The sequence below is a fragment of the Acrocarpospora catenulata genome (assembly GCF_018476525.1).
Lineage (GTDB): Bacteria > Actinomycetota > Actinomycetes > Streptosporangiales > Streptosporangiaceae > Acrocarpospora > Acrocarpospora catenulata.
This window is the reverse complement of sequence record NZ_JAHCST010000033.1, coordinates 62,257-82,400: the sequence shown is the minus strand read 5'-3', so window position 1 is coordinate 82,400 and position 20,144 is coordinate 62,257. Positions and strand designations below refer to the sequence as shown.

16 protein-coding genes are annotated in these 20,144 nt (G+C 69.2%); 7 read left to right on the top strand and 9 right to left on the bottom strand.

All coding sequences use genetic code 11. The features are described 5' to 3' along the window. Nucleotides 1-4: 4 nt before the first annotated feature. Together KIP79_RS28260 and KIP79_RS28255 are read right to left on the bottom strand one after the other, a co-directional pair. Nucleotides 5-1,297: a cytochrome P450 gene (locus KIP79_RS28260; protein WP_214107967.1), complete on the bottom strand. Its 1,293-nt coding sequence runs from the start codon at nucleotides 1,295-1,297 to the stop codon at nucleotides 5-7. A gap of 1,001 nt (nucleotides 1,298-2,298) precedes the next feature. Next, the gene (locus tag KIP79_RS28255) at nucleotides 2,299-2,523 is read right to left on the bottom strand and encodes a hypothetical protein (protein ID WP_214107966.1); all 225 of its coding nucleotides are present in this window, start codon (nucleotides 2,521-2,523) and stop codon (nucleotides 2,299-2,301) included. 283 nt (nucleotides 2,524-2,806) lie between these two features. Between KIP79_RS28255 and KIP79_RS28250 the strand changes: the two genes are divergently transcribed. After that, complete coding sequence (locus KIP79_RS28250) at nucleotides 2,807-4,783, top strand: glycoside hydrolase family 5 protein (protein ID WP_214107965.1); 1,977 nt, start codon at nucleotides 2,807-2,809, stop codon at nucleotides 4,781-4,783. Between the two features lie 189 nt (nucleotides 4,784-4,972). Here KIP79_RS28250 and KIP79_RS28245 read toward each other — a convergent pair whose 3' ends face one another. After that, nucleotides 4,973-5,332: a hypothetical protein gene (locus tag KIP79_RS28245; protein WP_214107964.1), complete on the bottom strand. Its 360-nt coding sequence runs from the start codon at nucleotides 5,330-5,332 to the stop codon at nucleotides 4,973-4,975. Nucleotides 5,333-5,379: 47 nt separating this feature from the next. Here KIP79_RS28245 and KIP79_RS28240 point away from each other — a divergent pair, with 47 nt between their 5' ends. Next, nucleotides 5,380-6,375: a ketopantoate reductase family protein gene (locus KIP79_RS28240; protein WP_214107963.1), complete on the top strand. Its 996-nt coding sequence runs from the start codon at nucleotides 5,380-5,382 to the stop codon at nucleotides 6,373-6,375. A 6-nt stretch (nucleotides 6,376-6,381) separates the two neighbouring features. Here KIP79_RS28240 and KIP79_RS28235 read toward each other — a convergent pair whose 3' ends face one another. From KIP79_RS28235 to KIP79_RS28220, 4 genes are all read right to left on the bottom strand, one after another. Further along, nucleotides 6,382-7,092, bottom strand: coding sequence for an energy-coupling factor ABC transporter ATP-binding protein (locus tag KIP79_RS28235; RefSeq protein ID WP_214107983.1), 711 nt, complete (start codon nucleotides 7,090-7,092; stop codon nucleotides 6,382-6,384). A gap of 23 nt (nucleotides 7,093-7,115) precedes the next feature. Next, the gene (gene cbiQ, locus KIP79_RS28230; RefSeq protein WP_214107962.1) at nucleotides 7,116-7,874 is read right to left on the bottom strand and encodes a cobalt ECF transporter T component CbiQ; all 759 of its coding nucleotides are present in this window, start codon (nucleotides 7,872-7,874) and stop codon (nucleotides 7,116-7,118) included. A 3-nt stretch (nucleotides 7,875-7,877) separates the two neighbouring features. Beyond that, complete coding sequence (locus KIP79_RS28225; protein WP_214107961.1) at nucleotides 7,878-8,987, bottom strand: energy-coupling factor ABC transporter permease; 1,110 nt, start codon at nucleotides 8,985-8,987, stop codon at nucleotides 7,878-7,880. 279 nt (nucleotides 8,988-9,266) lie between these two features. Beyond that, a complete protein-coding gene (locus KIP79_RS28220; RefSeq protein ID WP_214107960.1) occupies nucleotides 9,267-9,602 on the bottom strand; it encodes an ArsR/SmtB family transcription factor in 336 nt (111 codons plus the stop codon). A gap of 296 nt (nucleotides 9,603-9,898) precedes the next feature. Between KIP79_RS28220 and KIP79_RS28215 the strand changes: the two genes are divergently transcribed. From KIP79_RS28215 to KIP79_RS28205, 3 genes are all read left to right on the top strand, one after another. After that, nucleotides 9,899-10,792: a cation diffusion facilitator family transporter gene (locus KIP79_RS28215; protein ID WP_250213963.1), complete on the top strand. Its 894-nt coding sequence runs from the start codon at nucleotides 9,899-9,901 to the stop codon at nucleotides 10,790-10,792. Nucleotides 10,793-11,229: 437 nt separating this feature from the next. After that, complete coding sequence (locus KIP79_RS28210; protein WP_214107958.1) at nucleotides 11,230-12,222, top strand: alpha/beta hydrolase; 993 nt, start codon at nucleotides 11,230-11,232, stop codon at nucleotides 12,220-12,222. Between the two features lie 391 nt (nucleotides 12,223-12,613). Then, nucleotides 12,614-13,825, top strand: a complete 1,212-nt coding sequence (locus tag KIP79_RS28205) for an FAD-binding protein (RefSeq protein WP_214107957.1) — start codon at nucleotides 12,614-12,616, stop codon at nucleotides 13,823-13,825. A 52-nt stretch (nucleotides 13,826-13,877) separates the two neighbouring features. On the opposite strand, the gene glnII is transcribed toward KIP79_RS28205, so the two are convergent. Then, the gene (gene glnII, locus KIP79_RS48620; protein ID WP_214107956.1) at nucleotides 13,878-14,897 is read right to left on the bottom strand and encodes a glutamine synthetase; all 1,020 of its coding nucleotides are present in this window, start codon (nucleotides 14,895-14,897) and stop codon (nucleotides 13,878-13,880) included. A gap of 253 nt (nucleotides 14,898-15,150) precedes the next feature. Here glnII and KIP79_RS28195 point away from each other — a divergent pair, with 253 nt between their 5' ends. Beyond that, nucleotides 15,151-16,269 carry a 5-methyltetrahydropteroyltriglutamate--homocysteine S-methyltransferase gene (locus KIP79_RS28195; protein ID WP_250213962.1) on the top strand — a complete coding sequence of 373 codons (1,119 nt, stop codon included), beginning with the start codon at nucleotides 15,151-15,153 and terminating at the stop codon, nucleotides 16,267-16,269. A 4-nt stretch (nucleotides 16,270-16,273) separates the two neighbouring features. Here KIP79_RS28195 and KIP79_RS28190 read toward each other — a convergent pair whose 3' ends face one another. Further along, nucleotides 16,274-17,047, bottom strand: a complete 774-nt coding sequence (locus KIP79_RS28190; RefSeq protein WP_214107954.1) for a VOC family protein — start codon at nucleotides 17,045-17,047, stop codon at nucleotides 16,274-16,276. A 242-nt stretch (nucleotides 17,048-17,289) separates the two neighbouring features. Between KIP79_RS28190 and KIP79_RS28185 the strand changes: the two genes are divergently transcribed. Beyond that, nucleotides 17,290-20,064, top strand: a complete 2,775-nt coding sequence (locus KIP79_RS28185; RefSeq protein WP_250213961.1) for a helix-turn-helix transcriptional regulator — start codon at nucleotides 17,290-17,292, stop codon at nucleotides 20,062-20,064. The last annotated feature ends 80 nt before the right edge of the window (nucleotides 20,065-20,144 follow it).

Here is a 20,144-nt window from a genome sequence, read left to right as displayed (position 1 = left end):
GCTGTCACGCCTGTCCGAGGGGCAGCAACGCCATCTCGACCGTCCGGCCGGGCCGTACCGACGGGGCCGGGAGAGGCTTGAACGTGCCTGGGTTGACGAGCACCGGCCGGTAGCGGCTCATCAGGGCCGCCACCATGAGCGGCGCCTCGATGTAGAAGAGGTGCTGGCCGAGGCAGACGTGCGGGCCGCCGTTGAACGGGAAGTAGGCCCACCGATGCCGCCGCTCCTGGTTCTCCGGGGAGAACCGCTCCGGATCGAAGACGAGCGGGCGTTCCCAGAACTCCGCCAGCCGGTGGGTCGCGTACGGGCTGATGAGCACCTGGGAGCCCGCCTTGAGGCGCACGCCGCCGAGTTCCTCGGTCTCCGCGACCATCCTCGGCAGCATCCAGCCGGACGGATAGAGCCGCAGCAGCTCCTGGAGGACCATCTTGGTGTACGTCAGGTCGGGCAGGTGTGCGGGGCGGACGGGACCGCGGCCCACGACGCGGTCGATCTCCTCCCGGAGCTTCGCCTCGACCTCCGGGTTCTCCGCGAGTACGGGCCAGAGCCAGGTGAGCGCCATGCCCGTCGTCTCCGACGCGGCGCCGTAGATGCTGACGAGGTCGTCCCTCATCTGCTGGGTACCGATCTCGGCGCCCTTCTCGTCGCGCGACTGGCACAGGGCGGACACGATGTCCTTGCCCTCGCTGCGCTCCCGGCGGGCCTGTTCGATCACGGGGAACATGACCTCGTCGATCGTCTTGATCGAGTCGAGGAAGCGGCGGTCGCCGGGCACCCTGATCGAGTACGGCGCCGAGGGGAACAGCATGCGGAAGGCGAAGGAGGTGGCCGCCGTCGAGTAGGCGGGGGCGACCCGGTCGGCGTCCGTGTCGGAGATCCGGCTTCCGAACAGGACCTTGATGACGGCCTTGTTGACCACCCGGCCCATCTCGGCCGCGGTGTCGATGGGCTCTCCGCTCTTCTCGTGCGGCCTGAGCGCCTCGAAGCCCTCGTTGATCGTGTCGGCCAGGTCCTCGCTGAGCGCGGTCACGTACCTGGCGGTGAAGAGCGGCTGCAGGATCTTCCTGCTGGACTCCCAGCCTGGGCCGTCGCCGAGAATGCTGTTGCCGAGGAGCCGTTCGAGGGGCTTCCAGAACATGCCCTCACGCCGGTAGTTGGACCAGTTGCCCTTCATGACGTGTTGCACATGATCCGGGTGACTGATCAGATAGGGGCGGAAGAGGCCGAGATCGAGACGGACGATCTCTCCGCCGGAGGCCATCCCGATCTCCGCGAGCCCGTTCACCGGGTCGCGCATCAGCTTCGGGAGGAGACGGTGTAATCGGATGAGTCTTGCCTGCTTCGCCGGCCGCGCGCTTAGGTCGATGGACATCGCGGATGCTCCCCACATTGACGATCCGCACAGCCGAGTGGCGCTGGCGGATGGGCGCTTGAACGGTCCAAGAGGCGGGCTTCTCGTCATGTGCCCGCCGCTGCGGAGGATGGACTGTTGGTCGGGCCAGGCGACCACTCTCAGTAGCTTGTTGACGCCCTCCTGTGCCGTCCGTCTCGCATGTCGCTTGCGTCACCCTTTTCGACATCAGCGACATCACTGGCGCAGTATCACATGATCAATTCCAAGTGATCAAGATTGCACGGAAGTGACACTTTTGTAGGCGCGTGACCGAAATACATGGATCGGTCCCAATATGGCCGCATTTATGGGGATAAAGGGGGCTTTACCTGCGGGGACAGCTGTACGTAGACCCCCAATCACTGATTGGATCTTCTTCCGGCCCGCCAGTGGCAGCAAGTGAAACGTGTCACATTGACACGACCCCACGCACTACGGAGTTCCATGACCACCCCAGCCGTCCTCCGCGCCGCCCTCACCGGCACCCTCGCCCTGGCCCTGCTCCTCCTGCTCGGCGCGATCTTGGACCCTTCCAAGGACGGCTCCTTCACAACACCTTCCGCAGCCACCTCGGCCGGATCTGGAGCGTCTTCCGCAGGCACGCCTGTTGGATCCGGAGTGCCTTCCACAGACGTCCCCGCTGGGTCCGGAACACCTTCCGAAGACGCCTCCGTTGGACCCGGCACGCCTTCCATAGACGTTCCCGCTGAATCCGGGGCAGACGTCCCCGCTGAACCTGGAACACCTTCCGTGGGCGGCTCCGGTAGGCCTGGAGCCTCTTCCGCAGGCGACCCCGCCGAGCCTAGAACGCCTTCCGCAGGCGACCCCGCTGAGTCCGCAAACGACCCCGCTGGGCCTAGGACACCTTCCGCAGGCGCTCCCGCTGGAGTCATGGAATCCCTGATCTACCCCGGGCTGGATGCGGTGCTGGTTTCACCAAGTCGGGCGGGGTGGGTGGATTTATTGGTGTATGTGCCTTTATGGCTGGGCTTGTTCTTGGCAGGGTCGTGGGCGATGCTGCGGCGGAGCAACTCATCCGCATTTTTCGCGACCTGGGGCGTTGTCGTATTGGCGGCGATGATTGCCCGCTTCGGCGCTTCTTTGATGGCCGCGATTGGGAGCGTTCCCAAATGGTCGACCGTACTCTTCGCGGCCTGGTCGATGGGCGCTACGGGGCTGTCCGCGGGGCTGGTGGGGTGGCCTGCCGCAGTTCCGGCCTGGTTTCTGATGCGGCGTGGCAAACGGGCAGGACACCAGGGCGAACGGGCGAACCTGCGGGACGAAGGGATGAACCAGCGGGGCGAACCGACAGACCGGCAAGGCGAAGGGATGAACCAGCGGGGCGAACCGGCAGACCCGCGGGGCGGAAGGATGAACCTGCGAGGCGAACCGGCAGACCCGCAGGGCGGAAGGATGAACCTGCGAGGCGAACCGACGGACCGGCGGGGCGAACCGACGAGGCGGCGGGGCGAACGGGCGGGGCGGCGGGGCAAGCCCGTGCCGGAGTTGACGGTGTTCGCGGCTTTCGCGGGGGTTGGGGGCCTGCTTCTGGTCGCGCGGGCGTGGTGGACGCACTCCCCGGTCGGATACGCCTTCGGGGACGGGTGGTGGTTCGTCGCCCCCACCCCGGAGGCCGGGGTGATCAACGGGTTACTCGGATTGGGCGTGTTCCTCGCTTTCGTCCACGTGCTCTCCGGACGGTTCACGATGGGACCCGACCGACTGACCACCTTCATCGGCGCCTGGCTGGCCTGCACCTGCGCCGGACTGGCCCTGGGTGTCGTCCAGAGCATGCTCGCCCTCTTCGCCTCCGACCCAGCGGAAACCCTCTCCAACGACCTCTGGCCCCTGCCGGCCACCCTCCTCCGCCTGTCAATCGCCCTGGCCTACGGCACCACCATCGGCCTCATAGCCGCAATCGCCCTGATCCTCCTCCCCCACACCCTCCGTACCCCCGGAGCACCGATCACCACACTCGCCCTCACCGTCCTACTCACCACGCTCCAGCCACCCGACACCGCCTTCTCCGAAGGCAACGTGACACGAGCGGCATCCAGCGCTCCTTCAGATCTCCGTGCAGAGAGCACCAATCTCCTCGCCAGAAACACCAATCTCCCCTCGGGAAACGCCAACTTCCCCACTGAGAGCGCCGATCTCCCTGCGGGCAGCGCCAGTCTCCCTGCGGGCAGCGCCGGTCTCCCTGCGGGGAACGGCGATCTTTCTGCGGGCAGCGGCAGCGGCGCTCGTACTGGTCGCGCTGAGGACCCCCTACCCCGACTTTCGGTGGCGGCGCCCGCCATCGTCGATGTACGAGGACGGCAGGTGTTGCTGCGGGGGGTGAACGTGGCGCAGGGGGACGCGGGCAAAGAGGACCTTCGGCTGATGGCCGAGTTGGGGTTCAGCGTTGTTCGGCTTGGGGTCTCGTGGGGGCGGTTGGAGCCGAACCCTGGGGTGACCGATCAGGCGTACCTGGAGAAGGTGAAGGAAACGGTCAAGTGGGCCGCCGAGGCCGAGCTGTATACCGTGATCAATCTGCGGGCGGATGGGGGGCTCTACGCCGATCAGGAGGATGTGCAACCTCGGCTGCTGGCGACCTGGGCCCGGCTGGCCACGACCTTCGCGGCATCGTCATCGGTGGCGGGCTTCGACCTGCTCGACGAGCCGGGCACCGGCGCCCAACTACCGGCGATCTCGTCGCTGCTGCTCGGCCACTACTACGAACGGGCGATCACCTCGATCAGAACGGCCGAACAAGCCGCCCAGGGCTTCCCCCACCTGATCTTTTTCCAACCCGCCCGGCCTTGGACCGGCTTCGACCCCACACCCCCGCCGGGCTTCGCCACCGACCCCAACCTGGTCTTCGCCCCGCACCCCACGGACCAGAACCTGGTCTCCATCGAACGCGGCGTCACCCTCGCCCACCGAATGGCCCTGCGCTACCGCACCGCCCTCTGGTCCGGCACCTGGAGCGCCAAAGACCGCCCCGCCCTGTACGGCTACACCACCGCCGAGGACACCACGATGACCGGCGGCGCCTACCAGCACTGGAAGCAGCCCAACTGCGACGCCCCGGCCAGCCTCAACCCTGTCGACTGCGCCACCGGCGAACCGCTGCCCCCATCCCGAGAGCTGCTGACCGCCGCCACCCGCGCCTACCCCCGGGCAACACCCGGCCGCCTGACCTCGCTCCGATCGGCCCCCTACCGCCGAGCCCTCCGCCTGACGGCCACCGCGGCCGACGGCCAGTGCACCCTCGACGTGTGGGCCCCCGGCCAGACCCGCCCAAGCGTCTCCGCCACCGGAGTCACCGGCATCGCCTTCCACCAGACCACCGGCGGCTGGCGCATCACCGGCTGTCCCTCCGGCGACTACACCCTCGAACTCACCTAGCCGGCGGTCACCAGCAAGGCGATGCCCAGCAGGATGAGCACCGGGATCATCCACACAACGACCTCGGCGGCGAACTCCTTGTACATGAGAATCCTCTCGGTTCAGCGGGTAGCCATACGTTCCGCAGCATATAAGGCGCCTCGAAACCAGCGAACGCCGCGCCGTACGGTCAGCGCGGCACAAAGTACGTCAGAGCGGCACCAACGCGTACGCCACCTGCCCCGAGCGCAGGGCGGCGGGTTCGTAGCCGACGGCGACCAGCACCCGGCGGCGGATCCCGGCGGTGTAGAGCCACTCGGCGCTGACCGGACGGTGGAAGGCCCGCCCGTCGGGCAGCTCGATCGCGACATCGTCGTGCCCGATGTGCACCCGGAACCCGGGCGGTTCCGAGGTCACCGTGCCGGGGGCCGGATCGAGACCCAGTTCCAGCGCGAGCGACGGCATCGTGAGCGGCGCCCGTGGGTCGGCGGTCTCCAGCAACAGGATCGCCTCCTCGTCACCGGACCCGGCCGCCCGCGCGACCACCGCCGTCATGTACAGCATGGTCACGCACAGTACCCGACAGCACCGACACATTCGCCTGTCAGGATCAGGACATGCGTTACATCGTCATCGGCGCCGGAGCCGTGGGCGGAACCATCGGCGCCCGGCTCTTCGAGAGCGGCCACGACGTGGTGCTCGCCGCCCGAGGCGCCCACCTGGCCGCCCTCCGCGACCGGGGCCTCACCTTCGCCACCCCCGGCGGCACCCGCACCCTCCCCATCCCCGCCGTAGCCGACCCCCGGGAGCTCACCCTCACCCCCGACGACGTCCTCATCCTCGCCGTCAAGACCCAGGACAGCGCCGCCGCCCTCGACCTCTGGTCCACCGCCCCCGTCACCGGCGGCGGCACCGCCGCCGACCGCCTCCCCCTCGTCTGCGCCCAGAACGCCGTCGAGAACGAACGCCTCGCCCTCCGCCTCTTCACCACCGTGTACGGCATGCTCGTCTGGCTCCCGGCCCTCCACCTGGACCCGGGCACCGTCGCCGCGTACGGCGCTCCCCTCTCCGGCATGCTCCCCCTGGGCCGTTATCCACAGGGTGTGGACAACTTCGCCGAACACCTGGCCGCGACCCTCTCCAACAGCTCCTTCGAAAGCTGGCCCGACCCAGCCATCATGCGCTGGAAATACGCCAAACTCCTCGGCAACCTGGGCAACGCCATCGAAGCCCTGGTCGGCCACGCCCCCGGCGCCGAAACCCTCCACCACGCCGCCGTAACCGAAGCCCAAGCCGTCCTGAACGCCGCCGGAATCCCCTACGCGACCCCCGAAGAAGAAGAATCCCGCCGCGGCGACGCCGTCAGCCTCCACCCCATCGAGAACATCCCCCGCCCCGGCGGCTCCTCCTGGCAGAGCCTCGCCAAATCCAGCGGCACCATCGAATCCCCCTACATCAACGGCGAAATCGCCCTCCTAGGCCGCCTCCACAACATCCCCACTCCGATCAACACCACCCTCCAAACCCAATCCACCCGCCACGCCCAACAACACCTCCCGCCGGCCTCCATGCCCCTGCCCACCCTCCAACACCTGATCGACCAGGCCACCTGACGTTGGTCACATGGGTGTCTGGATGGTGAAGCCGCAGGGAAGCTCCAGGCGGTGCCGGCTCAGCAGACCGGGGTCGGCGAGGATCGCGGTTGTCGGTCCGTCGGCGGCGATGGTCCCGCTGGACAGGATCACGGAGCGTTCACACAGTTCGAAGGCATAAGGCAGGTCGTGGGTGACCATGAGAACGGTGATCTCCAGATCGCGCAGGATGTCGGCCAGTTCGCGGCGGGCGGCCGGATCCAGGTTGGAGGAGGGTTCGTCCAGGACCAGGATTTCTGGCTCCATGGCCAGCACCGTCGCCAGGGCGACACGGCGCCGCTGGCCGCCGGACAGGTGATGCGGTGGCCGGTCGATCATGTCGAGCATGCCGACGCGCTCCAGCGCCTCCTGGACCCGCAGTTCCAGTTGCCGGCCGCGAATGCCGAGGTTGGCCGGGCCGAACGCCACGTCTTCGCGGACCGTCGGCATGAACAACTGGTCGTCGGGGTCCTGGAAGACCAGTCCGACACGGCGGCGGATCTCCCGCAGGTTCTCACGGGTCACCGGCAGTCCGCCCACGGAAACCGTGCCGAGGCTGGGGGCGAGGATGCCGTTCAGGTGCATCACCAGCGTGGTCTTCCCCGCGCCGTTGGGGCCGAGCAAAGCGACCCGTTCCCCCCGCTCGATGGACAGGTCCACACCGAACAGCGCCTGGGTGCCGTCCGGGTAGGCGTGCATCAGGCCTTGGACCAGCAGCGAGTTCACAACAGTCCTCCGAGCAGTACGGCAGCGGCGGCGGTGGGGAGCATCGCGGCCAGGGCCCACTGGGCCGCGGTCCCCCGCACGTCATGGATGATCGGCATGGTTCCGGTGTAGCCGCGGCTGAGCATGGCCAGATGCACGCGTTCGCCGCGCTCGTAGGAGCGGATGAACAGGGCTCCGGCGGAACGGGCCACGACGGGCAGGTGCCGGAGGTCCCTGGCCACGAAGCCACGCGATTCGCGGGCGATGCGCATCCGGCGCATCTCGTCCACGATCACATCCAGGTAGCGCAGCATGAAGGCGGCGATCTGCGTCAGCGGCGCGGGGAGGCGCATCCGCTGGGCGCCGAGCAAAAGGGCGCGCGGCTCGGTGGTGGCGGCCAGCAGGATCGATGCGATGACCCCCAGGGTGGCCTTGGCCAGGATGTTCCATGCGGCGAGCAGACCGTCGGCGCTCATCTCCAGGCCAAGGACGATCAGGCGGTCCCCTTGCGCCAGGAAGGGCAACGCCAGCGCGAAGATGACGAACGGCACCTCGACCACCATCCTGCGCGCCAGGAAGGCCGGAGGAATACGCGCGGCCACGGCCACTGTGGCCAGCAGCAGGGCGTAGAGGCCGAACGCGGGGAACCGCGTGGGATCGGTGGCCACGACGACAAGGGTGAACGCGATCATCGAGGCGAGCTTGCACTGCGGCGGCAGCCGGTGGATCGTCGTGTCACCCGGGCTATGGAGCCGGTGGATGTGTCCTGCGGCCACGGGTCACGGCTCCGTGGTCACTGACTCGGTGGTTGCAGACTCGGTGGTCTGCTGCTCACCGGGCCGAGCCTCGGCGGAGGTCTGAGCAAGACGCCTGCGGCGTTCCCTGCGGTGCACCAGCCAGGCCACCCCACCCCCCACGAGCAGCGAGGCCCCCACCCCCAGCAGACCCGCCAGTCCCGCCGACAGTCGTTCGTCCTCGACGCCTTCGACGCTGTAGTCGGCCAGCGGGGAGCCGGCCAGGGGATGGTCTTTGGCCTGGGACAGGAAACCCAGGTCGGAGGCGACCCGCTCCAAACCGTCAGGGCTGGCCGAGGCGTAGAAGCTGACCACACCCGCGAGTACCGCGGCCGCGGCCACTCCGCCGAGCAGGAACGGCCGGGCCTTGGATGTCTCGGCGCGGCCGGTTCGATGCTGGGCGACCGGGACCGGCTCCCCGGAGGCCGTACGCAATTGGGCTCGCCTGATCAGCCCACGGGCCCCGTAGACCAGGTCGGGCCGTACGGCGAGCACGGTGGTCACGGTCAGCGCCGTGATGGCACCTTCGCCCAGGCCGATGATCACGTGTACGCCACCCATGGCCAGAGCGACCTTCAGCGGATCGATGGAGGAGGTCCCGCCGATCGCGTACATCGCGGTGAAGACCAGCGCGGACGCCGGCACCGAGACAGCGGCTCCGACGAAGGCAGCCACACCGATACCGGTACGGCTGCGCGGAAGGATCGCGCCGGCCGCGCGGAAGGTTCCGTATCCCATCAGGACCGTCACCAGCCCCATCAGGGTGATGTTGATGCCCAGCGCGGTCAGACCGCCGTCGGCGAAGAACAGGGCCTGAACCGCGATGACCACCGCGACGCAGAGGAACCCGGTGTACGGCCCGACCAGGATCGCCGCCAGGGCGCCGCCGAGGAGGTGGCCACTGGTCCCGGCGCCGACGGGAAAATTGAGCATCTGGGCGGCGAAGACGAACGCGGCCACCAGCCCGGCCATCGGCGCCATCCGCTCATCCAGTTCCCTACGCGCCCCGCGCAGGCAAACGGCGATACCGCCTGCGGCCACCGCCGCGCCCGCCACCGATAGTGCGACGGTGAAGAAACCGTCGGGTACGTGCACCAAGTCCTCCGGATTCCAGCTCAACGCGAACGAAAGTCGCGCCAGCCGTCGGTTCGTCTGTGGCCGTGCTCGCCCCGGGGGACAGCGATCACCGCAACCGAAGTACGGGCAGCGCCTGGTGACGCTGACCCGTCAAGATGTATGCACTCGTGAATATGTCAGAGGCAGCCGAGCCGCGATCCGCATCCGTACAGGCGGGGCTGAAACCAGGGGTCGGCATGGAGATGTCTTGACGATCAACGGGCGGCCGGGGGGGGAGCCGGGGCCCGCATGGGCGGGTTACTCGTGACGCGGAATGTGGGAGACCTCGTGGTCGGCGTGGTGGACCGCTTCGGCGATCAACGCCCGGATGTGCGAATCACGAGCCCGGTAAAGCACGCGCCTGCCCTCTCTCCGGCAGGCGACCAGCCCGGCCAGCCGTAGCTTGGCCAGATGCTGGCTGACCGCGGGACGAGCGGCCCCCACCGCAGCGGCCAGGTTTCCCACGTCATGTTCACCATGGGACAGGGCCCACAGCAGGCGAAGCCGGGTGGCGTCGCAGAGCATTCGAAATGCCGTGATCGCCACCTCTACCTGGGCATCGGTCGGCTGGCTGTGGTCTGTTCGCTGCTGCATGGTTAACGCACCTAACATGTAATCGCGTGCGCATATGAATACATATCAAGGGGATAACCCTTCTGTCACCCGCGCTCCCAACAGATGGAAACGAGGAGCAGATGAGCGTGCGCAGCCCGCGATCCTCCCACCACCATGAACACGGCCATGAACACGGCCATGGACATGGACACCAGACCCCTGGCCACCGATCCCCCAGCGGCACCATAGGCGAACGCCTACGTCACCTGGTAACGCCACACAGCCACGCTGTCGCGGACCGGACCGATCACGCGCTGGAAACCAGCCGCCGCGGCATGCGCACCCTGGCGATCTCCTTCGCCCTGCTCACCGTCACCGCGCTGGCACAAGTGGCGGTCTTCATGGTGTCGGGGTCGGTGGCCCTGCTCGGTGACACCTTGCACAACTTCGCCGACGCCCTCACCGCGGTGCCTTTGGCGATCGCCTTCACGGTGGGCCGCAGGACGGCTTCACGCCGGTTCACCTACGGCTTCGGCCGGGCGGAGGATCTCGCCGGGATCGTCATCGTCGTCGTCATCGCCGCTTCGGCGGGCCTGGCCGGCTACGAGGCGGTCCATCGTCTGCTCAACCCCGAACCGGTGCGGTCGCTGGGCTGGGTGGCCGCCGCCGGAGTGATCGGCTTCCTGGGCAACGAGTTGGTGGCCCGCTACCGCATCAAGGTCGGCCGGGAGATCGGCTCCGCGGCATTGGTCGCCGACGGGCTGCACGCCCGCACCGACGGCTTCACCTCACTGGCCGTCGTGGTCGGCGCCGCCGGAGTCTGGGCCGGCTGGCCGTACGCCGACCCGATCATCGGCCTGCTCATCACCGTGGCCATCCTCTACGTGCTGCGGGATGCCGCCCGCGAGGTCTACCACCGGCTGATGGACGCCGTCGACCCCGCGCTGATCGCCCAGGCCGAGCACATCGTGGCGGAAACACCCGGCGTGCGTGGCGTCGGCTCGCTGCGCATGCGGTGGATCGGTCACTGCCTGCGCGCCGAGGTCGATCTCCTGGTGGACCACCGGCTCAGCGTCGTACAGGCCCATGCCATCGCGGCGGAAGCCGAACATCGCCTTATCCATCACCTGCCACGGCTTACTGCCGCGACCGTGCATGCCGACCCCGACGGGCCGGCCGAACACGACCACCACGCCGACCTCGCCGAACATCGCTTGGCCCTGTCCTGACCCGGATCGATGCCGAGAGCGGTGGCAGTCGTGGTGCGCCTGCCACCGCCCGCCATCGCCCGCCATCGCCTGGCCTTCCCCACGGTCTACCTGACTGTCGCCCGATGGCACGCTGAAGTCCTCCACGTCCGTCTCAAGCTGCCGGGACGACGGCTTGCTCGGTGACGGCCTCGTGCCCTTGGCCCCAATGATCCGGTCGATCGCGGTCCGTCGTCCCGGGGTTCTGCCGAGGGGGCCGCGCGTTCCGAGGTGGGTTGAAGGTGAACCCGCTGTGAGCGTGGGTTTGCGTACCGTTTGCGCATCCGTTTGGTGAATCCGGGCAAATCGGCTTTACGGGAATTCGGTGGCGTTCTAGGTTCGGTGCCGTGGACAAGGAGCGCCGGGAGGCCGCGAGGCGGTACGGTAGCGCGCTTCCTGATGGCGTTGAGGTTATGCGGGTGTGGGCTCCCCGCGATCCGGAGTTCCTTCGTAAGCAACTGGGCGACGCCGATCTGGCTGTGTGGGCCGAGGACGACGTGTTGCACGTGCTCTGGCGGGGCGAGGCTCGGCAGGTCGAGTTGATCGGAGGTGTCCGGCCTGCGTTGTGGCGGGTGAACGGGAACGACGACCTCTGGGAGGCGTCGTTACGGGTTCGCGGGCTGGACGAGGCCGTGATCGAAGTGGTGCCTTACGTGAACGGACAGAACATGATGGAGGAGGCCTGCTGGCACGGGCCGCACGCGCCTGAACCCCGCCCTCTCGCGCGCCCCCTGAAAGGCACCTTCGAACACCACGAACTCGACTTCTCCGGGCGCCCCCGCACGATCACTCTCTACCGGCCCCCGCTCGGCGGCGGCCTGGTTCCGGCCATCTGCGTCGCCGACGGCGGCTCGGTCAACGGTTTCGCCTACACGGTGGAACCGGCGATCCTGGCCGGAGCGATGCCCCCCGTGGTCCTGGTCGGCATCGACAGCGATCACGGCGACGGCAACCGTTCGGGCCCCCCGTCCTACCCGGACCCCCGGGCACGCGAGTACATCCCCGACGCCGACCCCGCCCGCTTCGCCGAACACCTGACCTTCGTCATCGACGAGGTCATCCCCTGGGCCGAGGAACGTTTCCCCGCCTCCGGCCACTGGATGACCGGCGGATACTCCAACGGCGCGGTCTGGGCCCTCACCGCCGCGCAACGCCGCCCCGACATCTTCACCGGCGTGGCAGCCCTGAGTCCCGGCATCCCACCCCCTGCCGAAATCCACACCCTCGGCCGCCACTACATCGCCGCCGGCACCCTGGAATCCGGTTTCCGCTCCGCCGCCGCCGAATGGGCCCGCCGCCTCACCGTCGCCGGCAATCGCGTCCGCCACGAAGAATGGATAGGCGGCCACGACCACTACTGGTGGACCCAACACTTCCCCACCGCCCTCGAATGGCTCCTCACCCAACCCTGAAACCCACCCCCCCGACTCCACCCTCGTTCAACTTCCCCCTTGTACGGCTTCGCCGTCGTTTGGCGTGGTTGTCCCACCCACCCTTCTAAGCCTCCGGCCCGGGCCCGGCTTACGCCGGGACAGATGGTTACACGGCAACCAGGACTTTCGCATGCTGGACGGCCACCGCCCATCCCGGCGGAGCCGGGCCCCCGACCGGAGGTCGACCAAGGGTGGGTGGGTGGGAGTGCCACAGCAACCAGTCCGACCGGGCCAGAGGAGGGTAACCAGCCATTCCGGCGGAGCCGGATCCGAGCGAAGGCCAACCGCGGGCTGGGTGGGTGGGAGTCCCAGGGCAATCATGTGACCGGGGCCTTCGGTGCGTTTCGTTGGGTGTTCTAGGGTCGGCGTCATGACTGGGACCAATTGGGCGGGGAATGTGGCATACACCGCCTCCGCAATTCACCGGCCGGCTACGGTCGCCGAGCTTCAGGGGCTGGTGGCGGGTGGGGAGCGCATTCGTGCCCTCGGGACCCGGCACTCCTTCAACAAGCTGGCCGACAGTACTGGCGAACTTGTCGAGCTTTCCGGTCTGCCGTCGGTCGTTGAGGTGGACTCAAAGGCCGCGACCGTACGCGTCTCCGCGGGGCTGCGCTACGCCGACCTCGGCCGTACCCTGCATGAACACGGCTTCGCTCTGCCCAACCTTGGTTCGCTGCCGCACATCTCGGTAGCGGGCGCCTGCGCCACCGGCACTCACGGATCGGGCGTGGGCAATCAAAACTTGTCGGCGGCGGTCTCAGCGCTGGAACTGGTGACCGCCGACGGCGACCTGCTCACGCTCACCCGCCAGGACCCGCGCTTCCCCGGCGCCGTCGTCGCCCTCGGTGCACTCGGCGTGGTGACCCAGCTGACCCTGGACCTGGTCCCCACCTTCGAGGTCCGGCAACGGGTGTACGTGGACCTCCCGCTGCTGAACGACAAAGTCGACCAGATACTGGCCTCCGCCTACAGCGTGAGCCTCTTCACCGACTGGCGCGAACCGATCGCCGGCCAGATCTGGGTGAAACGCCGCGACGGCGACCCCGCCCCAGACCTCACCCCCGCCGCCCACCCAATGCACCCGGTCCCCGGCATGCCCCCGGACAGCTGCACCGACCAGGACGACCTCCCGGGGCCCTGGTACACCCGCCTCCCCCATTTCCGCCCAGACCGCATCCCCAGCGCCGGCGACGAACTCCAATCAGAATTCATGATCGCCCGCACCGACCTGACCGAAGCCCTGGCCGCCCTCACCGAGATCCGCGCCCGCATCCACCCCGTACTGCTCATCTCCGAGATCCGCACCATCGCCGCCGACGACCTCTGGCTCAGCCCCTGCTACCAGCGCGACAGCGCCGCCCTGCACTTCACCTGGAAGCCCGACCCCACCGCCGTACTCCCCGTGGTCGAACAGATCGAGACCGCCCTCGCCCCTTTCGCCCCCCGCCCCCACTGGGGCAAGATCTTCACCCGCCCCGGCCACTACGACCGTCTGGACGACTTCCGCGCCCTGACAACCGAACTCGACCCGTCCGGCAAGTTCGGCAACACGTTCCTCCTGCCTTTCACACGCCACGACTGACGTAACACAAACGGCTCCCGCTGTGCGCAGCGGGAGCCGTTGAGGTGGTACGTCAGACCTGGCCGGCCTTCTCCAGCGCCTCGCAGCAGGTGTTGGTGATCAGGCGGGTGACCACGTACGGGTCGACGTTGGCGTTCGGCCGACGGTCCTCGATGTAGCCCTTCTTGTCCAGCTCGACCTGCCACGGGATGCGGACCGAGGCGCCACGGTTGGAGACGCCGTAGCTGTAGACGTTGTAGGGGGCGGTCTCGTGCAGACCGGTCAGACGCTGCTCGATGCCGAAACCGTACCCGGCGATGTGCTCCTCGACCTTGCCCTCGCCGCCGAGCGCCTCGCAGGCGGTGATGATGGCGTCGTAGCCCTCCCGCATGGCCCGGGTGGAGAAGTTGGTGTGCGCCCCGGCGCCGTTCCAGTCGCCCTTGGCCGGCTTGGCGTCCAGGGTGGCCGAGACGCCGAAGTCCTCGGCGATGCGGTAGAGCAGGTAGCGGGCCATCCACATGTGGTCGGACACCTCGACCGGGTCGGCGGGACCGATCTGGAACTCCCACTGGCCGGGCATGACCTCGGCGTTGATGCCGGAGATCTTCAGGCCCGCCTCGATGCAGGCGTCCAGGTGCGCCTCGACGATGTCACGGCCGACCACCTCGTCGGCGCCGATGCCGCAGTAGTACGGCCCCTGCGGCCCGGGGAAGCCGCCGACCGGGAACCCGTACGGGCGGCCGTCCTTGAAGAAGGTGTACTCCTGCTCGATGCCGTACCAGGAGTCCTGCCCGGCGTACTTCTCGGCGACCGGGGTGAGCTGGGCGCGGGTGTTGGTGGGGTGCGCGGTGCCGTCCGGGTTGTAGACCTCGCAGAGGACGAGCACGTTGTCGCCGCCGCGGATCGGGTCCGGGCAGGAGAAGACGGGCTTGAGCACGCAGTCGGAGGCGTGGCCCTCGGCCTGGTTGGTGCTGGATCCGTCGAAACCCCAGGTCGGGAGCTCGGCCCCGTCCGCCAGCACCTTGGTCTTGGATCGGAGCTTGGCTGTCGGCTCAGTGCCGTCGATCCAGATGTACTCAGCCTTGAAAGCCACGTCGTTCCCTTCATCAGTACGCGACCCTGATCGATAGCCGCCACGCCCGAGATTCCCAAGCCGCCGTTTCCCATCGATTGCCCGAATGTGAACACGGTGTGACGGTCATAACTGACGGTGACTCCAGGTATTCACCGGAATGTCGCGATCATTGTCAGTTCTGATCGCTTGGGGCTCCATTTGGCGCTAGCGTCGGGCCTCGTCGGGGCTTTTGACGGCGATGTCAAGGACGATGTCTCAGGAGATGATCCAGATGCGTACCGAACCCCCCTTCCGCGCCGACCACGTCGGCAGCCTGCTGCGACCCGAATCCCTGCTCCGGGCGCGGGACGCGTTCCGCCAGGGTGACAGCACCGCGGCCGAGTTGCGGGCCGCCGAGGACGAGGCGATCCGGGAGGTGGTGCGGGCGCAGCGCGACGCGGGGCTCCAGTCGGCCACCGACGGGGAGTTCCGGCGGGCGTCCTGGCACATGGACTTCATCTACCGGCTGGGCGGGGTCACCCAGGCCACCGACGAGCTGATCACCGTACGGTTCCGGAACGAGCAGGAGGAGCTGGAGTTCGCGCCCCCGGCGTTACGGGTGGCCGAGCCGATCCGGCTGACCGAGACGATCTTCGCCGACGACTTCACGTTCCTGCGGGACAACGCCCCGGAGGGAATCACCCCCAAGCTGACCATCCCGTCCCCGAACATGGTCCACTACCGGGGCGGCCCCGCCTCCATCGACCAGGCGGTCTACCCCGACCTGGAAGAGTTCTGGAACGACCTGGCCGCCGCGTACAACGAGGAGGTGCACCGGCTGGCCGCGCTGGGCTGCCGATACCTCCAGTTCGACGACACCAGCCTGGCGTACCTGAACGACCCCGCGCAGCGGGCCGAGATCGCGGCGCGCGGGGACGACGCCGACCACCTGCACCTGCGCTACATCAAGCAGATCAACGCGGCGCTGGCGAACCGCCCGGAGGGGCTTCGGGTCACCACGCACATGTGCCGGGGCAACTTCCGCTCCTCCTGGGCGGCCGAAGGCGGGTACGACTTCGTGGCCGAGGCGCTCTTCGGGGAACTGGCCGTGGACGGCTTCTTCCTGGAGTTCGACGACGAACGGTCCGGCGGGTTCGAGCCGCTGCGCTTCGTGCCCAAGGACAAGCACGTGGTGCTCGGCCTGATCACCACCAAGCGCGGCCAGCTGGAGTCCAAGGACGAGCTGAAGCGCCGGATCGAGGAGGCGAGCAAGTTCATCGACCTCGACCAGCTCTGCCTGTCCCCGCAGTGCGGCTTCTCCTCCACCGTGGAGGGCAACGTGCTCACCCACGAGGAGCAGTTCGCCAAGCTCCGCCTCATCGTCGAGACGGCACAGGAAGTCTGGGGGTAGCCCCCTACTCGGCGGCGGCGCTCGTGATCAACGCGAAGCGGGCGCCGTGCGGGTCGGTCAGCACCGCGAAGCGGCCCACGCCCTCCACATCCATGGACGGCATCAGCGGCATCGCGCCGTGGGCCTCGGCGCGGGCGATGGTGGCGTCGACGTCGGGCACCTCGAAGTAGGGCAGCCAGTGCGCCCGATCACCCGGCTCCGCCGGCATGATCCCGGCCACCTCGGACTGCTCGCCGACGGGCAGCGAGCAGAGGATGTAGGTGAGGCCCTCCCCGAACGGCTGCTCGACGATCCGCCAGCCGAGCACCTCGGCGTAGAAGGAGCGCACCGCGTCGGGCTCCGGCACGTAGACCTCGGTCCAGCCGAGCGAGCCCGGCTCGGTGACCTGCTCGAGACCGGCCGTGTCGCCCGGCTGCCAGACGGCGAACTGGGCGCCCTCGGGGTCGGTGAAGGCGGCCATGCGCCCATGCGTGAAGACGTCGCCGGGGGCGACCCGCACGGTGCCGCCGTTCTCGATGACCGTCTTGGCGGTGGCGTCGGCGTCGGGGGTGTTGAAGTAGATCGTCCAGGCCGGGGTGGCGCCCTCCTCGGTGAGCGGCCCCAGCGCCGCGACGATCTTGCCCTGGTTCCGGAAGAAGCCGTAACCGCCCGCTTCGGGCCCGGCCGAATCGAACGTCCAGCCGAGAACGGCGCGGTAGAAGCCAACGCTGGCCTCGGTGTCCGGCGAGCCCAGGTCGAGCCAGTTGGGGGCGCCCGGGGTGAAGTCGGTGGTCAACATGGAATGCTCCCTTGCATCCACTGCGGTGACGAGTCAGCCACACCCTGCCACGCGCCACCGACATTTTCGCCAGCGCCGGACGCCGGCCGGTGGGACGGATGTCGCACAAGTGACGGGACAGCTGAACGGCGCCGATGACAGCTGGTCCAGGTGCGCTGTTGATAGTGCTATGCCCCTCTACGTTAATCCCCTGTCGGTAAAGTGCCTCTGTAGCGGCAGGCAACTGATCATGGTGTGTGGGCATGGATGGTCATACCGCGCCCCTGATCGGTCGCCGGGGCGTACTGAAGGATCTGCACGGCGAACTCGACCGGAGCATGGCCGGAGCGTTCGGTCTGGTGGCCCTGGTGGGCGAGCCCGGCGCGGGCAAGACCCGGCTGCTGGCCGAGCTGGACGCCACCGCCCGCGGCCGCGGCCACCTCTCGCTGGGCGGCAGGGCGGCCGAGTTCGAGCGGGTCACGCCGTTCAGCGCGCTGGTGGACGCGCTGGACGGGCACCTGGAGACCCGGCGTGAGGAGATCCGCCCCGATTCGCTGCTGGCCACCGTCTTTCCGGCGCTGGGCGCGTCGGACGAACCCGTGGAGGACCGCAGCGGGCTGGCCCGCTACCGCCTCTACCGGGCGATCATCGCCATGCTGGAGCGGCTGGCCGAGCCGTCCGGGCTGGTGCTGGCCCTGGACGACGTGCACTGGGCGGACGGCAGCACAGTGGAGTTCCTCGACCACGTGGTCCGCCACCCGCCCAGGGCCCCGGTGCTGATCACCGTCGCGTACCGGCCCAACCAGGCGCCGCCGCACCTGCACACCGGCGGCCGGCGGATCACGGTCGGCCCGCTCAGCCCGGCCGAGGCCGACGAACTGCTCGGCCCGCACATCAGCCGCAGCCGCCGCCAGGCCCTGTACGAGGCCAGCGGCGGCAACCCGCTCTACCTCCAGGCGCTGGCCCGCATCGAGGCCGGCGACCTGCCCGCCACCCTGCTCAACGCGATCCAGCGCGAGCTGGCCGACCTGCCCCCCGATGCCCTGCTGGTGGCCCAGTCGGCCGCGGTGGCCGCCGACGAGTTCGAGCCGCTGCTGGCCGCGGTGGCCGCCGAGCTCACCGACACCACCACCCTGACCGCGGTGGACGAACTGGTCGCCCGCGACCTGGTCCGCCCGATGCCCACCGGCGGCCGCTTCCGCTTCCGCCACCCCCTGGTACGGCAGGCCGCCTACGAATCGGCCGCCCCCGGCTGGCGCCTGCTCGCGCACGCCCGCATCGCCCAGCACCTGGCGGCCGTGGGCGCCCCCGCCACGGTCCGGGCCCACCACGTCGAGCGCTCGGGCTCCTTCGGCGACCGCGAGGCGGTGGCGGTCCTGGTGGAGGCGGCCCGTGCGGTCGCCACCACGGCCCCCGCGACCACCGCGCACTGGCTGCAGGCGGCGGTCGACCTGATGCCGGACGACCAGGACGGCGGAGCGCAACGGCTGGACCTGCTGCTGGAGCTGGCCAGGGGCCAGACGGTCAGCGGCGACCTGGCCGCCGGCCGGGAGACCGCCTACCAGGTGCTCAGCCTGCTCCCCCGGGACGAGTACGCCAAGCGGGCCCAGGCGGCCCGGTTCTGCGCGCTGGTGGAGCGCCTGCTCGACCGCCCGCAGCAGGGCCGCGCGGTGCTGCTGGCCGAGCTGCGCACGGTCCCCGACCCCCGGCTGCCGGCCGCGCTGCCGATGCGGCTGCGGCTGGTGGCCGAGAGCCTGATGCGCGGCGACCACCGGGCCGCCCAGGCCGTCCTTGACTTCATGCCGCGCGACCCGGCCGGGCCCGGCCTCGCGGTCGCGGTGGCCGCGCTGCGCCCGATGGCGGCCTACGGGGCGGGGCACATCCCTGGCGCGGTGGAACTCCTGGCCGAGGCGGAGTCACGGATCTCGGCCACCGCCGACGTGGACCTGCTGGAGTGGATGGACAGCGTGGCCTGGCTCTGCTGGGTGGAGCTCTGGCTGGGCCGGCACGACTCGGCGCTGCAGCGGTTCGAGCGCTCGATCGCGATCGCCAAGGCCACCGGCCAGACGTTCATCGTGACCAACATGCTGGCCGGCCTGGCCCGGGCGTACGGGGTGGTGGGCCGGCTGGCGGAGGGCGCGGTGGCGGCCGAGGAGTCGGCCGAGGTGGCCCGGCTGCTGCACTCCGGGTACGCCGTGGTGGTGGCCCAGGCGCAGCAGAGCCTGCTGGCCGCGGCCACCGGCGACGACGAGCTGGCGGTCCGGCTGGGCGAGGAGGCGGCCACCTCGGGGGTGAGCGCCGGGGAGTGGCCCGGCGCCCAGGCCTGGTACGCCTACGGCACCGCGCTGGCCAACGCCGGGCGGCTGGACGACCTACCCGGCCCGATCGCGGCCATGGAGGACGCCTACGCGGCCGGACGGCTGGACCAGTTCAGCCTGCTGTCCTTCTATGAGACCATGGCCTGCGCGGTGGCCGCCAAGGGGGATCTCGCCGAGTCGGCCGTCTGGGCGGAACGCGCCGCCGAGGTCGCCCACCCGGAACTCGCCTTCAACGAGGGCTTCGTGCTGCTGGCCCGGGCGCACGCGGAACCGGGCCAGGAGGCGGCCCCGCTCGCGCTCCAGGCCGCCGAGATCTTCGAGACCGCGGGCCAGCGGCTGAACGCCGGGCGGGCCCTGCTGCGGGCCGGGACCGCGCTCAGCGCGGCGGGGCGGAAGAAGGAGGCCCTGCCGCACCTCGCCGACGCCGTGGAGATCTTCAAGTCCTGCGACGCCAACAGCCTGCTGGCCCAGGCCGTAAGGGAACAGCGCAGGGCGGGCAAGCGGGTGCCCGCCAAGAGCCGCGGCACCGGGGCGCATGGGCTCTCCCCCAGGGAGCTGGAGATCGCGCTGCTGGTGGTGGAGGGCCGCACCAACCAGCAGATCGCCGAGCGGCTCTTCCTCAGCGTGCGCACCGTGGAGACGCACCTGTCCCACGCCTACGAGAAGGTGGGCGTCACCTCCCGTATCGGGCTGGCACTCGCACTGAAGCAGGCGCGTTAAAAGTACGGGTTTCCCACGATGCCCCGCACCATGGCCGGCTTGGCATGGTGTGATCGCACAACCTTCCTGGAGGGCAGAGC